This is a genomic window from Rhizobacter sp. P3_B12 (assembly GCF_056402895.1).
The window spans coordinates 1-13,735 of record NZ_JBFUGN010000069.1 but is presented as its reverse complement, the minus strand read 5'-3'; the positions used below and the strand labels follow the sequence as shown (position 1 = coordinate 13,735).

13 protein-coding genes are annotated in these 13,735 nt (G+C 68.8%); 5 read left to right on the top strand and 8 right to left on the bottom strand.

Annotation, left to right across the window (positions count from 1 at the left end):
• A partial coding sequence (locus tag AC1D01_RS06465; protein ID WP_477865242.1) for a cobalamin B12-binding domain-containing protein occupies nt 1–460 on the bottom strand: 460 nt, incomplete at its 3' end.
• Nucleotides 461–475: 15 nt separating this feature from the next.
• Nucleotides 476–1,312: a PPK2 family polyphosphate kinase gene (locus AC1D01_RS06460; protein WP_477865241.1), complete on the bottom strand. Its 837-nt coding sequence runs from the start codon at nt 1,310–1,312 to the stop codon at nt 476–478.
• Nucleotides 1,313–1,499: 187 nt separating this feature from the next.
• Between AC1D01_RS06460 and AC1D01_RS06455 the strand changes: the two genes are divergently transcribed.
• Complete coding sequence (locus AC1D01_RS06455; RefSeq protein WP_477865240.1) at nt 1,500–2,126, top strand: hypothetical protein; 627 nt, start codon at nt 1,500–1,502, stop codon at nt 2,124–2,126.
• A gap of 85 nt (nt 2,127–2,211) precedes the next feature.
• Entirely contained in the window at nt 2,212–2,988 is a 777-nt protein-coding gene (locus AC1D01_RS06450) for a type III pantothenate kinase (RefSeq protein ID WP_477865239.1), read from the top strand.
• 14 nt (nt 2,989–3,002) lie between these two features.
• On the opposite strand, the gene AC1D01_RS06445 is transcribed toward AC1D01_RS06450, so the two are convergent.
• Entirely contained in the window at nt 3,003–4,019 is a 1,017-nt protein-coding gene (locus AC1D01_RS06445; protein ID WP_477865238.1) for a zinc-dependent alcohol dehydrogenase family protein, read from the bottom strand.
• Between the two features lie 99 nt (nt 4,020–4,118).
• Here AC1D01_RS06445 and AC1D01_RS06440 point away from each other — a divergent pair, with 99 nt between their 5' ends.
• The gene (locus tag AC1D01_RS06440) at nt 4,119–5,057 is read left to right on the top strand and encodes an AraC family transcriptional regulator (protein ID WP_477865237.1); all 939 of its coding nucleotides are present in this window, start codon (nt 4,119–4,121) and stop codon (nt 5,055–5,057) included.
• Here AC1D01_RS06440 and hslU read toward each other — a convergent pair.
• From hslU to AC1D01_RS06415, 5 genes are all read right to left on the bottom strand, one after another.
• Nucleotides 5,045–6,397 (bottom strand): ATP-dependent protease ATPase subunit HslU, encoded by a 1,353-nt coding sequence (gene hslU / locus AC1D01_RS06435; RefSeq protein WP_477865236.1) that lies wholly within the window; start codon nt 6,395–6,397, stop codon nt 5,045–5,047. The genes AC1D01_RS06440 and hslU overlap by 13 nt on opposite strands.
• On the bottom strand, nt 6,394–6,942 hold the full coding sequence (gene hslV, locus AC1D01_RS06430; RefSeq protein ID WP_477865235.1) for an ATP-dependent protease subunit HslV: 549 nt from the start codon (nt 6,940–6,942) through the stop codon (nt 6,394–6,396). The genes hslU and hslV overlap by 4 nt, the downstream gene beginning before the upstream one ends.
• Nucleotides 6,943–6,999: 57 nt before the next feature.
• A complete protein-coding gene (locus AC1D01_RS06425; RefSeq protein ID WP_477865234.1) occupies nt 7,000–8,724 on the bottom strand; it encodes a hypothetical protein in 1,725 nt (574 codons plus the stop codon).
• Between the two features lie 31 nt (nt 8,725–8,755).
• Nucleotides 8,756–9,568: an RNA polymerase-binding protein DksA gene (dksA, locus tag AC1D01_RS06420; protein WP_477865233.1), complete on the bottom strand. Its 813-nt coding sequence runs from the start codon at nt 9,566–9,568 to the stop codon at nt 8,756–8,758.
• A gap of 195 nt (nt 9,569–9,763) precedes the next feature.
• Entirely contained in the window at nt 9,764–10,819 is a 1,056-nt protein-coding gene (locus tag AC1D01_RS06415) for a CobW family GTP-binding protein (protein WP_047509974.1), read from the bottom strand.
• A 136-nt stretch (nt 10,820–10,955) separates the two neighbouring features.
• On the opposite strand from AC1D01_RS06415, the gene AC1D01_RS06410 reads away from it, so the two are divergent.
• Nucleotides 10,956–11,849 carry a CorC family transporter gene (locus AC1D01_RS06410; RefSeq protein WP_477865232.1) on the top strand — a complete coding sequence of 298 codons (894 nt, stop codon included), beginning with the start codon at nt 10,956–10,958 and terminating at the stop codon, nt 11,847–11,849.
• Nucleotides 11,842–13,446, top strand: coding sequence for an apolipoprotein N-acyltransferase (gene lnt / locus AC1D01_RS06405; protein ID WP_477865231.1), 1,605 nt, complete (start codon nt 11,842–11,844; stop codon nt 13,444–13,446). Before AC1D01_RS06410 ends, lnt begins: the two co-directional genes overlap by 8 nt.
• Nucleotides 13,447–13,735: the final 289 nt, after the last annotated feature.

Genomic DNA, 13,735 nt, shown 5'->3' with positions numbered 1-13,735 from the left:
GATCCTTGTCGCAGCGCATCACCATCTCGCCGATCATTCCCTGCAGGCCCATGCGCTGRCCGTCTTCGGGGCTGTAGATGCGGCTCACGCCGTAGCGCTGCAGTTCGGCGATCTCGGCCGGCACGATCACGCCGCCGCCGCCGCCGAACACCTGGATGTGCGCGCCGCCGCGCTCGCGCAGCAGGTCGACCATGTACTTGAAGTACTCGACATGCCCGCCCTGGTAGCTGCTGATCGCGATGCCCTGCACGTCTTCCTGCAGCGCCGCGGTGACCACCTCGTCGACCGAGCGGTTGTGTCCCAGGTGGATCACCTCGGCGCCCATGCCCTGCAGGATGCGCCGCATGATGTTGATCGCCGCGTCGTGGCCGTCGAACAGGCTCGCGGCAGTGACGAAGCGCACCTTGTGCGTTGGACGATAGGCGGCCAAAGCCTTGAACTCGGCGGACAAGTCAGTCATGCGGTCGTCTCCGTGTCAGCGCACGCGCAGCTTCGCGAGGTCGTCGCTGGCCGGCGGGTAGCGCAGCTTCAACCCGACCAGCGCGCGCTTCACCAGCGTCGCGATCATCAGGTTGCGGTGCGTCTTCGAATCGGCCGGCACCACGGTCCACGGGGCCCAGCGCGTGCCGGTGGCCGCGATCGCATCGGCATACGCCTGCTGGTAGGCCTTCCACTGCTTGCGCACGGTGAGGTCGTCGGGCGCGAACTTCCAGTTCTTGGTCGGGTCGTCCAGCCGCTCCTGCAGCCGGGCGCGCTGCTCGTCCTTCGAGATGTGCAGCATGAACTTCAGCACCACGGTGCCGGTCTCGGCCAGCATGCGCTCGAAGTCGTTGATGTGGGCGTAGCGCTGGCGCGCCTGCTGCGGCGTGATCCAGCCGTTCACCACCGGCACCAGCACGTCTTCATAGTGGCTGCGGTTGAAGACCATCACCTCGCCGGCACCCGGCACCTTCTGGTGGATGCGCCACAGGTAGTCGTGGTCGCGCTCCGGGGCGGTCGGCGCCTTCCAGCCGACCGTCTGCACGCCCAGCGCGCTCATCTGGCCGAACACGCCGCGCAGCGTGCCGTCCTTGCCGCTGGTGTCGGTGCCCTGCAGCACCACCAGCAGCTTGAAGCGGCGGTCGGCATAGAACAGGTTCTGCAGTTCGTCGAGCTCCAGTGCCAGCGCGTCGACCGCGGCCTTGTCGGCCGCCTTGTYGCCGGTCGAGAACGGCTTCGCGCCGGGATCGATCGCGAAGAGGTCGAAGGCGCGCTTCTTGCTCCCGGCGTCCGCATACTGGAAATCCGCCCCATCCGGTGCCTTGGTCGTCACGTGGACTCCGTTCGTTGCAATTGACGTATACGTCAATCGCGAGTGTATCGCCGATACTTCGCGGCGGGCGGCCGCACTCCGTTGCGGGGAATCATGGTCTACCCGACCCGATTCCGGCGGCACAATCGCGCCGTTCAGAAGTACGGCGCCGGAGGGGGCGCCAGGGCAGAACATCAGGAGTGGTTCCGTGCCGAGCATCAATATCCCCGTGAAGACGCCAGAAGGCGTCGACGAGTTGGGCAGTCGACAACGAAAACTGGGACAGCGGCATCGCACGGTCTTGCTGCTGGTCGATGGTCGAAGGCGCGAGAGCCAGGTGCGGCAGCTTGCCGTGCAGGCGGGCGTGCCCGACCAGATCTTCGACGAGCTGGTGGCCATGGGCTTGATCATGTTCACGCAGGGCACCGGGTCGATGCAGGGCAATTCCGGCCTGGCACCGCTCGATGTCGACCTGCCGCTGGACACCGTCTCCGGCCCGTTGCCGCCATCGCTGAGCCTGCAGCCGGAGTCGGTGCTCACCGATTCGATGCTCGGCGACCTGCCGATCTCCGACCTGGCGCCGCTGGACGAAGCCGATGCCGCGCTCGACGAAGCGCGCGCGATCCTGATGCGCGCCGTGAAGGCCGAGGCGCCGGTCGCCGGCTCGCTGACGCTGATGCGCCTGAAGCGTGCGCGTTCGCGCAACGACATCGAGGCGCTGCTCGACGAGGTGGAGCAACGCATCACCAAGCCGTTCAAGGGCATCTGGGCCGCCCAGACGATCGCCCGCGCGCGCGACCTGCTGCGCACCGTCAACTCGCCATCGGCGGCCTGAAGCGGCCGGCCCGCGGGCCCGGGACTTTCCCGGGTTTGCCGGCCGCCGGCCTGTCGCCCGGGCGGCAGCGGTTACCCTTGCGGCCATGACGTTCCTGGCCATCGACATCGGCAACACGCGGCTCAAGTGGGCGCACTACAGCAGTCCGCAACCGGGCGCGCGGCTGCTGGCGCACGGCGCCGTCTTCCTCGAAACCATCGACCGGCTGGCCGACACCGAATGGAAGAACCTGCCGCCACCGAGCAGCATGCTGGGCTGCGTGGTGGCCGGCGAGGGCATCCGGCGCGAGGTCGAGGAGCAGCTGGAGCAGCTCGCGCACTGGCAGATCGAGCCGCGCTGGGTGGTCTCGACCGCGCATGCCGCCGGCGTCACCAACGGCTATGACCACCCGAACCGCCTCGGCACCGACCGCTGGGTCGCGTTGATCGGCGCCTGGCAGCGGGTGCGGGCGGCCGGTGCGCCGCGGCCGGCGCTGGTGGTGATGGTGGGCACGGCGGTCACCGTCGATGCGCTGGATGAAACCGGCCGCTTCATCGGCGGCGTGATCCTGCCGGGCTTCGGGCTGATGCTGCGCGCCCTCGAGATGGGCACCGCGGGCCTGAAGGCTCCGACCGGCGAGGTGGTCGATTTCCCGACCAACACCAGCGATGCGCTGATGAGCGGCGGCGCGCATGCGATGGCCGGCGCGATCGAGCGCATGGCCGGCAAGCTGCGCGAGCGCACCGGGCAGGCGCCGGCGCTGATCATGACCGGCGGCGCGGCCGTGAAGCTGGCGCCGATCGTGCCGCTGCCGTTCGAGACGGTCGACACGCTGATCTTCGACGGGCTGCTGGAGCTGCAGTCGCATCGGCTGGCGCTGTGATCCCGGCGCCGTGATCAGCCGCTCACGCGGATGACCACCTTGCCGAGGTGCGCGCCGTCGGCCAGGTGCCGGTAGGCGGCCTCGGCCTGATCGATCGGGAACACGCGGTCGATCACCGGCCTCAGCCGGTGCGCGCTGATCAGCCGGTTCATCGCCTCGAAGTCGCTGCGGCTGCCGACGGCAAGGCGGCGCAGCGTCAGCAGCCGGCCGCTGAAGGCGCGCGGGTCGAGGCGGGCGTCGTCGGTGCCGAACACGCCCATCAAGCCGATGTCGGCATCCCACGCGGCGCAGCGCAACGAGCGCTCCAGCGTGGCCGGCCCGACCGCCTCGATCACATGGTCGGCGCCGCGGCCGTCGGTCAGGCGCAGCACCTCGCGGTCCCAGTCGGCCTGCTGCCGGTAGTCGACGACCTCGTCCGCGCCGAGCGACCTCAGCCGCGCCGCCTTGTCGTCGCTGGAAGTCGTCGCGATCACGCGGGCACCGAGCGCCTTCGCGAACTGGATCGCGAACACCGCGACGCTGCCGGCGCCGAGCGTCAGCACCGTGCTGCCGGCGCGCACCGGGCGGCCGCCGGTCAGGCCGTTCCAGGCGGTCAGCCCGGCGCACGGCAGCGTGGCCGCCTCGTCGAAGCCGAGGTGCGCGGGCATCGCGAGCACCGATGCTTCGTCGACCACCACGTCGTCGGCCAGCCAGCCCGGCAGGCTGCAGCCGGTCTGCTGCATCGCCTGCGCCAGGCTCAGCCGGCCCTCGGTCCACTGCGGGAAATAGCTGCTGGTCACGCGATCGCCGACCCCGAAACGCGTCACCGCGCGGCCCACCTCGATCACCTCACCCGCACCGTCGCTGACCGGCACGACCCCCGGCGTCAACGGAACCGGGTAGGTGCCGGCGCGGATCATCAGGTCGCGCCGGTTCAGCGACACCGCGTGCACGCGCACGCGCACATCGGTGGGGCCGATCGGTTGCGCTGGCGTGTCTCGCACCACCAGGGGCGCTGCGGGGTGGTCGGCATCCAGGTGAAGGCTTCGCATCGTGATCTCGTCCAGAGTGGATACGTCCATTCTGGAAGCCAGATTCAGGACGATGAATGCCTGCTACGCTCGATCTCTTGTCTGGCCGTCCAAAGAGCGATGGATCCCCTCGATGACATCTTTGCCGCGATGCGGGTGCGCAGCGCGTTGTACGCACGGCTCGAACTGAGCGCGCCCTGGGGGCTGGATTTCGCGGCCGGCCGCATGGCCCGCTTCGGGCTCGTCGTGCGGGGCAGTGCGTTGTTGCAGCTCGACGGTGCCGGGCCGCTGGTCGCGCTGGCGGCGGGCGATTGCTTCGTGATGGCGCGCGGCTCGCGCTACGTGCTGAGCGACGCCCCCGGTTCCGCGACGCGGCCGTGCAGCGAGACGGTGCGCGACCACGTCGGCGGTGTCGTGACGCTGGGCGGCGGTGGCGCACCGGCCACCGTGATCACCGGCTGGTTCGAATTCGATGCGCTGGCGGCGAAGCCGCTGGTCGAGCTGATCCCCGCGCTGCTGCTGGCGCGGCTGGACGACGACCGCAGCCGGCTGCTCGAGGCCACGCTGCAGATGCTCGCGGTCGAGACCGGCTCGCCCGCGCTCGGTTCCGGCACCGTGATCAGCCGGCTCGCCGATGTGCTGTTCGTGCATGCGGTGCGCTCGCATGCGCAGGCCGTTGCGCTGGACGAGGGGGCGGGTGCGAGCTGGCTGACGGCGTGGGCCGATCGCCGCATCGGCGCGGCCTTGCGCCGCATGCACCATGAACTCGCGCGGGCCTGGACCGTCGACGAACTGGCGTCGGTGGCCGGCCTGTCGCGCTCGGCGTTCGCGCAGCGTTTCCGCCAGCAGGTGGGCGAGCCGCCGCTTGAGTACCTGACGCGCTGGCGGATGTTCCGGGCCGGCTGCCTGCTGCGGGCCGGCGATGCACCGCTCGCGGGCATCGCGGCCCAGGTGGGCTACGACTCCGAGCCGGCCTTCAACAAGGCGTTCAAGCGCGTCACCGGCCTGCCGCCCGGCGCCTGGCGGCGCGAGGCGGCCGCGCAGGCTCAGAGGATGTAGCGCGACAGGTCTTCGTTCTTCGCCAGTTCGCCGAGCTTCGCGTCGACCTCGGCCGCGCCGATCGACACCGTCTGGCCGGCGAGCTTCGGCGCGTCGAAGCTGACCTCGTCGAGCAGCCGCTCCATCACCGTCGACAGGCGCCGCGCGCCGATGTTCTCGGTGCGCTCGTTGACGTCGAAGGCGATCTGCGCCAGGCGGCGGATGGCGTCGGGCCGCAGCTCGAGCGTGACGCCCTCGGTCGCGAGCAGCGCCTGGTACTGCTTGACGAGGCTCGCGTGCGTCTGCGTCAGGATGGCCTCGAAATCGTCGACGCTCAGCGAGCCGAGCTCGACGCGGATCGGAAAACGCCCCTGCAGCTCGGGGATCAGGTCGCTCGGCTTGCTCAGGTGGAAGGCGCCCGACGCGATGAACAGGATGTGGTCGGTCTTCACCATGCCGTACTTGGTGTTGACGGTGGTGCCCTCGACCAGCGGCAGCAGGTCGCGCTGCACGCCCTGGCGCGAGACATCGGCGCCGCTCGATTCGTTGCGCGACGCGACCTTGTCGATCTCGTCGAGGAACACGATGCCGTTCTGCTCGGTGTTGTGCAGCGCCGCGGTCTTGATCTCGTCCTCGTTGACGAGTTTGGCCGCCTCGTCGTCGACCAGCAGCTTCAGCGCCTCGCCGATCTTCAGCTTGCGCAGCTTGCGCTTGCCCTGGCCGAGGTTCGCGAACATGCCCTTCAGCTGCTCGGCCATCTCGTCCATGCCGGGCGGGCCGATGATGTCGAGCGTCGGCTTGGTGTCGGCCACCTCGATCTCGATCTCCTTGTCGTCGAGCGAGCCTTCGCGCAGCCGCTTGCGCATCACCTGGCGCGCGGTGTTGTCGGCCGCCGGCGCGGCCGGCGTGGTCGGCGTCAGGCCGAAATCGCTGCTCGCGGCGCGCGGCGGCGGCACCAGGATGTCGAGCACGCGGTCTTCGGCGGCGTCTTCGGCACGCACGCGCTGGCGCTTGATCTGCGTCTCGCGCTCCTGCTTGACGGCCATGTCGACCAGGTCGCGGATGATGGTGTCGACGTCCTTGCCGACGTAGCCGACCTCGGTGAACTTGGTCGCCTCGACCTTGATGAACGGCGCATCGGCCAGCTTGGCGAGCCGGCGCGCGATCTCGGTCTTGCCGACGCCGGTCGGGCCGATCATCAGGATGTTCTTCGGCGTGATCTCGCCGCGCAGCGCGCCGTCGACCTGCTGGCGGCGCCAGCGGTTGCGCAGCGCGATCGCGACCGCGCGCTTGGCGCCGGCCTGGCCGACGATGTGGTGGTCGAGTTCAGAAACGATCTCTTGCGGGGTCATGGAACTCATCGGGTGCTTTCGCCCAGGATTTCGATCGTGTGGTTCTGGTTCGTGTAGATGCACAGGTCGCCGGCGATCTCGAGCGAGCGCTTGACGATGTCCTGCGGCGGCAGGTCGGTGTGCTCCAGCAACGCGATCGCCGCGGCTTGCGCGTACGAGCCGCCGGAGCCGATCGCGACGATGCCCTTCTCGGGCTCGAGCACGTCGCCGTTGCCGGTGATGATCAGCGAGGCCTCCTTGTCGGCCACGGCGAGCATGGCCTCGAGGCGGCGCAGCACGCGGTCGGTGCGCCAGTCCTTGGTCAGCTCGATCGCGGCGCGCACCAGGTGGCCCTGGTGCTTCTCGAGCTTGGCCTCGAAGCGTTCGAAGAGGGTGAAGGCGTCGGCGGTGGCCCCGGCGAAGCCGGCGAGCACCTGGTCGCGGTACAGCTTGCGCACCTTGCGGGCCGTGGCCTTGACGACGACGTTGCCGAGGGTGACCTGGCCGTCGCCGCCGAGCGCGACCAGGTTGCCGCGCCGCACGCTCAGGATGGTGGTGCCGTGGTATTGATCCATGGGGTCTCAGATTCGGGCGAAGCGCGAGGCTTCAAGCCGAAGATTGTGACCCGGGATTCAGACCACGCGGACCTTGACCTTGGCGTGCTCGTTGATGCCCATCGCGCCGAAGAACAGCGCGACGAGGCGGTGCGCTTCGGAGAAGGTCACCGAGCGGTTCTCGCCGCGGCGCGCCAGCACCCAGTTCAGCAGGTCGCCGGCCGCGATGAAGTCGACGCGGATCAGCCGGGCGCAGGAGACGTTGACGACCTCGGCATGGCCCAGTTCGTCGTTCATCTTCGTCAGCGTGGCACCGATGTCACCGACCAGCTGGCCGGACAGCTCGACCCCCGCGACCTGCACGCCCGGTTCGTCGGGCATCTGCGATTCGAGGAAGCTGGTGGACACATCGCTGACGACCGACATCGGCGGCGACTGCGTGCTCATGTTCGAGCCGCTGATGCGCACCTGGCATTTCGCGCTCTCCCACGACGGCGGCGACACCTCGTAGGTGACGCAGTAGTCGATGGCCGCTTCGTCGAACTGGTCGGCGCGGTTGGCCATGCGCAGCGCATCGAGGCGCAGCTGCCAGAAGACGGGGTCGGCATCGCGCACGCCGGTGGGCGCCGCATCCTGCAGCAYCTGCATCAGGCGGTCGCCGCCGAGCCAGCGCATGTCGAGCGGCTCGTTGATCCAGCCGCGGAACAGCTCGCTCATGCGCGCGCAGGCCTCGGCGTCGATGCTTTGCAGCGAGCTCCAGTCGAACACCCACGGCAGCGGCATCTGCAGCGATTGCGAGCGCAACCGGGCCACCGCGTCGGCATCGACGATGCTCGGGCACACCCAGCCGACCTGGCCGTCGATGCGCGAGCTGGGGCGGCGCTCTTCGCCAGCGGCCTCGGCCACCAGCTTGGGCATCGAGAACCACTGCGGCGCCGACCAGCCGAACTGCTGGGCGTAGTCGATCGCGAGGCTCTCGAACTTGTGGTGCTGGCCGATCGCGCGGTACAGGTCGAACAGCGCCAGCCAGGTCTCGGCGTGCTGGGCGCGCGGGCCGCCCTGGCCGGTCAGCGCGGCGAGCGAGGATTCGCAGCTCTCGAAATCGGCATTCGCGAACGCGATCACCGCTTCGTCGAGTTCGGGGYCGTGGGCGACTTCGCTCACTTCCACCGCATACGGGCTGCCCAGGTCGCCGCCGCCGATGTCGAGGTTCAGCGGCGACAACGGCGACAGGCCGGCGCCCATCACGACCGTGGCCGGCGCGCCGGCAGGCGGGCGGGCGGGGGTGACCGGGTTGGCTGCGGGCGGGCGCGCACCGTTCGCACGGGCCGGCTCGGGGCGGATGCGGCTCTGGTCGGGCTCGGTCGCCGCGTAGCCGATGGCGGCCGGCTGGGTCGGTGCGTCGTAGAAAGAGGGCGGGCGGCGCGACGGCGAGGCGAGGCCGTCACCGACCATCTGCTGCTCGATCTCGTCGATCTTGGCCTTCACGCCGACATCCGGCTTGGCACCGCTGTCCTGCATGCGGGCTTCGGAGTCGTCGAGGCGGGAGGATCCGCCCAGCGCTGCCAGCTGTTCGCTGGTCAGGCCTTCGCGGCGCACCTTGCGCAGCATGTCGAATTCGCGCTTGCGGACGAAATCGTTGCGCCGCTTGCGCTCGATCATCGCCTTCAGCTCGGACTTGGCGTATTCGCTCTCGCGGGCTTCTTCCGTGGGGGTGCCGAGCTGCGCCCAGTCCGTGGCCGGGTTGGCCACGAACTTGACAACCTTTCGGAAGAAGCTGGTGTTGTCTTTCTGATCCGACATGTCGGGTGACGGGGTGCGCGAAAGGATTCTGTCAGTCGCCGAACATCTTCTGCTTGAGCTCGCGCCGTTGCTGGGCTTCGAGGGACAGTGTAGCGGTCGGCCGTGCGATCAGGCGGCCCAATCCGATCGGTTCGCCAGTTTCGTCGCAGAAACCATAGTCACCGGCCTCGATGCGGCCCAGCGACTGTGAGATTTTCTTCAGAAGCTTGCGCTCACGGTCGCGGGTGCGCAGCTCGAGCGCGTGCTCTTCCTCGATGGTCGCGCGATCGGCAGGATCGGGGACGATCGAGGTGTCTTCGCGCAGATGCTCGGTGGTTTCGCCGGCGTTGCTGAGCAGATCGTCCTTCAGCTGCTGCAGCCGGGCCTTGAAGAAGGCCAGCTGCTTCTCGTTCATGTACTCGCTGTCGGGCATGGCCTGCAGCTCGTCGTCGGTCAGGGCTTCGCCCGGCTTGCTCTTCCAGGCGTTGGCGAGCTTCGGGTCGGCTTTGTGTTCGTGCTTGGAAATGTCGGTCACAAGAGAATTCATCTGTCGGGTGGGCGGCCGCGGAGGCGCGAAGCGGTCTGCGAAACGGGACGTGGCCGGTGGAATCGGGGCCGGTGAAGAGGCCGCTGCCGATGCCCGGGCGGCGGCGGAGAGCTTGGGGGCGGGCGGCGGCTTGACGGCCACTGGCTTCGGCGCGGCCACCTCGGCCGCCTTGGCGACCGGCTTGGCCGGCGGGGCCGGTGCATGCACCGCCTTCGCCGCGGGCTTGGCCGCCGGTGCCTTGGCGGCTGGCGCCTTCGGCGCAGCGGCTGCCTTGGCCGGGGCCTTGGCAGCTGGTTTGACCGCGGTCTTGGTAGCCAAGGCAGGCTTTTTGGCCGCTGGCTTGGATGGTGTTGCTCGCTGGGCCGGGGTCTTTGTCACTGAGATCTCCTCGCAACGGCTGTTATACCCGCTCCGCGGGGTGGGCAATCACCCCGCAGCCAAACTTGGGCGCCGCGGATTGTAGCCACGTTGTTTTCCGGCTCGACGGGAATTTCGATGCGATTTTCAGCGGAGTCACACGAGGCACTGCTCCAGCCCCTGCAGGAAGATTTCCTTCGGCAGGTCCAGGCCGATGAACACCATCTTGCTGGTCTTCTTCTCGCCCTTGGCCCAGGCCGGCCCCAGGTCGCTGCCCATCAGCTGGTGCACGCCCTGGAAGATCACCTTCTTGTCGCTGCCCTTCATATTGAGCACGCCCTTGTAACGAAGCATCTTCGGGCCGTAGACCTGCACGATCGCGCCGAGGAAATCCTCCAGCTTGGCCGGGTTGAACGCCCGGTCGGAGCGGAAGACGAAGGATTTCACGTCGTCGTCGTGCACATGGTGGTGCGGGTGGTCGCAGTGTTCGCCGTGCTCGTGGTCATGGTCATGGTCGTGATCGTGGCCATGGTGGTGATGGTGGTCGTGGTCGTCCGCCTTCAGGAAATCGGGGTCGATGTCGAGCTTGGCGTTCAGGTTGAAGCCGCGCAGGTCGAACACCTCGGCCAGCGGCACCTCGCCGAAGTGCACCTTGCGCTGCGGCGCCCGCGGGTTCATGTGCTTGATCCGGTGGATCAGTGCATCGACCGCCGGGGCGTCGACCAGGTCGGTCTTGCTGATGAAGATCTGGTCGGCGAAGCCGATCTGGCGGCGCGCCTCCTGGCGGGTGTCGAGCTGGGATTCGGCGTGCTTGGCGTCGACCAGGGTCAGGATCGAGTCGAGCAGGTAGCTCTCGGCGATCTCGTCGTCCATGAAGAAGGTCTGGGCGACCGGGCCGGGGTCGGCCAGGCCGGTGGTCTCGATCACGACGCGGTCGAAGCTCAGTTCACCCTTGCGGCGCTTCTCGGCCAGGTCGTTCAGCGTGGTGCGCAGGTCTTCGCGGATCGTGCAGCAGACGCAGCCGTTGTTCAGCTGGATGATCTGCTCCTGGGTGTCCTGCACCAGGATCTCGTTGTCGATGTTCTCGTCGCCGAACTCGTTCTCGATCACGGCGATCTTCTGGCCGTGCGCTTCGGTCAGCACGCGCTTGAGCAGCGTGGTCTTGCCCGAGCCGAGGAAGCCGGTCAGGATGGTGGCGGGGATGAGGCTCATGGAATGTCGGTCCTTGACAAGGAAGCGGGCCAGATGCGGCCGAAAAACTTTTGTTCAAGGTATCAGATGTGTCAACCCCGTGTGACTCCCTGCTTCGAGTAAGCTTTTGCCCCTGTAGAACTCTCGCCCCGGCGCGATGTCAGACCCCCACCCGAGTCGATCTTCCCGAAGCGCCGACAAGCATCCCGCTCCCGCGGACAAGCGCGGCCTGTTCGAGCGGCTGATGGAATTCATGTCGCCCGGCCCCGACTCCAAGGACGAGCTGATCTCGACGCTGGCCGACGCGGAGAACCGCGAGGTGATCGCGCCCGAGTCGCGGATGATGCTCGAGGGCGTCATCCGCATGGCCGACCTGACCGCCGGCGACGCGATGGTGGCCGCCCCGCGCATGGACCTGCTCGACATCGAGGCCCCGTACGACGAACTGCTGGCGCTCGTGATCGGCACCGGCCATTCCCGTTTCCCGGTCTTCGAGGGCCAGCGCGAGAACATCGTCGGCACGCTGATGGCGAAAGACCTCCTGAAGCTGCAGCGGGCGCCCGAACTGAACCTGCGCACGCTGCTGCGCCCGGCGGTGTTCGTGCCCGAATCGAAGGGCCTGAACGAGCTGCTGCGCGATTTCCGCTCCAACCGCAACCACCTGGCGATCGTGATCGACGAGTTCGGCAACACCGCCGGGCTGATCACGATCGAGGACGTGCTGGAAGAGATCGTCGGCGAGATCGAGGACGAATTCGACGACAAGGACGGCGAATCCGGCATCTACACGCTGGCCGACGGCAGCCACCGGGTGGCCGGCGACACCACGATCGAGTCGGTCAACGAATCCTTCGGCGAGGTGCTGCCGCTGGACGATTTCGACACCATCGGCGGCCTGGTCGCCCAGGAGCTGGGCCGGGTGCCGCGCCGCGGCGAGGCGGTGCCGGTCGGCAGCCTGATCTTCACGGTGATGCTGACGCGCGGCGGCGCGGTGCGCTGGTTCAAGGTGACGCGCGCGCCCGAGGCGGCCGTGGGCGAAGACGGTGCGTAAGACGCAGAGCCGGGTGGAGCCGCAGGCGCCGGCGCCCCCGCCCGGCATCGGCCGCCGGGGCGCCCGCCGCGAGGTCGGCGCCTCCGAGAACATGTTCCTCGGCCTGGACCTGCTGATGGTGCTGGTGCTCGGCGGGGTGCACAGCCTGGCTGCCACTTACACGCACGCGTGGATCCTGCAGTTGCTGGCKGTCGCCGGCCTCGCGTTCCGGGTCAGCCGGGCCTCGCCGCGCCGGGCGGCGCTGCTGGGTTGGGCGTTCGCGACGGCCTGGTTCGTGGCCGGCACGTTCTGGCTCTACGTCAGCATGCACCGCTACGGCGGCCTGCCGGCCTGGATGGCGGGCGCTGCGGTGGTGGCGTTGTCGGCCTTCCTGGCGTTGTATTTCGCGGCGGCGATGGCGCTGTTCGGCGTGCTGCGGCGCAACCTGCTGGTCGTCGATGCGCTGGTGTTCGCCGCCTGCTGGCTGCTGGCCGAGCTGGCGCGCGAGCTGTTGTTCACCGGCTTCCCGTGGGCGGCCTCGGGCTATGCGCACGTCGACAGCCCGCTCGCGTGGCTGGCGCCGTGGATCGGCGTGCACGGCATCGGCTGGGTGGCGGCGCTGCTCGGCGCGCTGGCGGTGATCGGCTTGCGCAACGGTGTCGGGCCGGGCGGGCTGGGCGTCATCACGAGCGTGGCGGTGGTCGGCGGGCTGGCCGCGATGCAGCCGGTCAATTTCACGCGCGGCAGCGGCAGTTTGCAGCTGTCGTTGCTGCAATCGAACGTCGCGCAGGACGAGAAATTCGCCGAGGACAAGCTGCCGCAGGCGCTGGTGTGGGCGGCGACCACGCTGCAATCGGCGCGCGGCGACCTGATCCTCGCGCCCGAGACCATCGTGCCGCTGCTGCCCGACCAGTTGCCCGAGGGCTACTGGGCCGCGCTCGCTGCCGGCTTCCAGCGCGGCGACCGGGCGGCGCTGATCGGCGTGCCGCTCGGCAGCTTCGAGGCCGGCTACACGAACTCGGCGGTCGGGCTGTCGCGCGAGACCGCCAAGTGGCCGGGCGGCTTCTACCGCTACGACAAGCACCACCTGGTGCCGTTCGGCGAGTTCATCCCGACCGGTTTCCGCTGGTTCACCGAGCTGATGAACATCCCGCTCGGCGATTTCAACCGCGGCCCGGTCGGGGCGCCGTCGTTCGAGGTGAAGGGCCAGCGCATCGCGCCCAACATCTGCTACGAGGATCTGTTCGGCGAGGAGCTGGCGGCGCATTTCCGCGAGCCGGAGCGGGCGCCGACGATCTTCGCGAACCTCAGCAACATCGGCTGGTTCGGCGACACCATCGCGCTGGCGCAGCACCTGAACATCTCGCGCATGCGGGCGATCGAGTTCCAGCGGCCGATGCTGCGCGCGACCAACACCGGCGTGACGGCGGTGATCGACCACACCGGGCGGGTCACGCACCAGCTGCCGCCGCTGACGATGGGGGTGCTGCAGGCGCCGGTCGAAGGCCGCGAGGGCATGACGCCGTACGCGAGCTGGGCGGCGCGCTGGTGGCTGTGGCCGCTGCTCGCTGGCGCGCTGCTGTCGCTGGTGATCGTGGTCCCCCTGCGACGTTCGTAGGTGCTGCTGGCTTTGCCGAACCAGCGGCTCGATGCACAGAAAACACGCATGGCGCGCCCGGGTGCAACCCGGGCTTAATCCTCATTTGTTCGCTTGTCACCTCCCCAGAAGCAGGGCGGTGGCAGAAGGCGGGTGCGGGGAGGCTGTGGAGCGCCAATAGGGACGGGGCGCCGGAGCTGGCTGGTTTCATGGCCCGCGTGCGCAGCACGCTTCGTGCACTGACTGTCGCCCACTGTTTGACCACAACGAACGAAGTGAGTGGCGGGAGTTTGGGCGACGGGCCATGAAA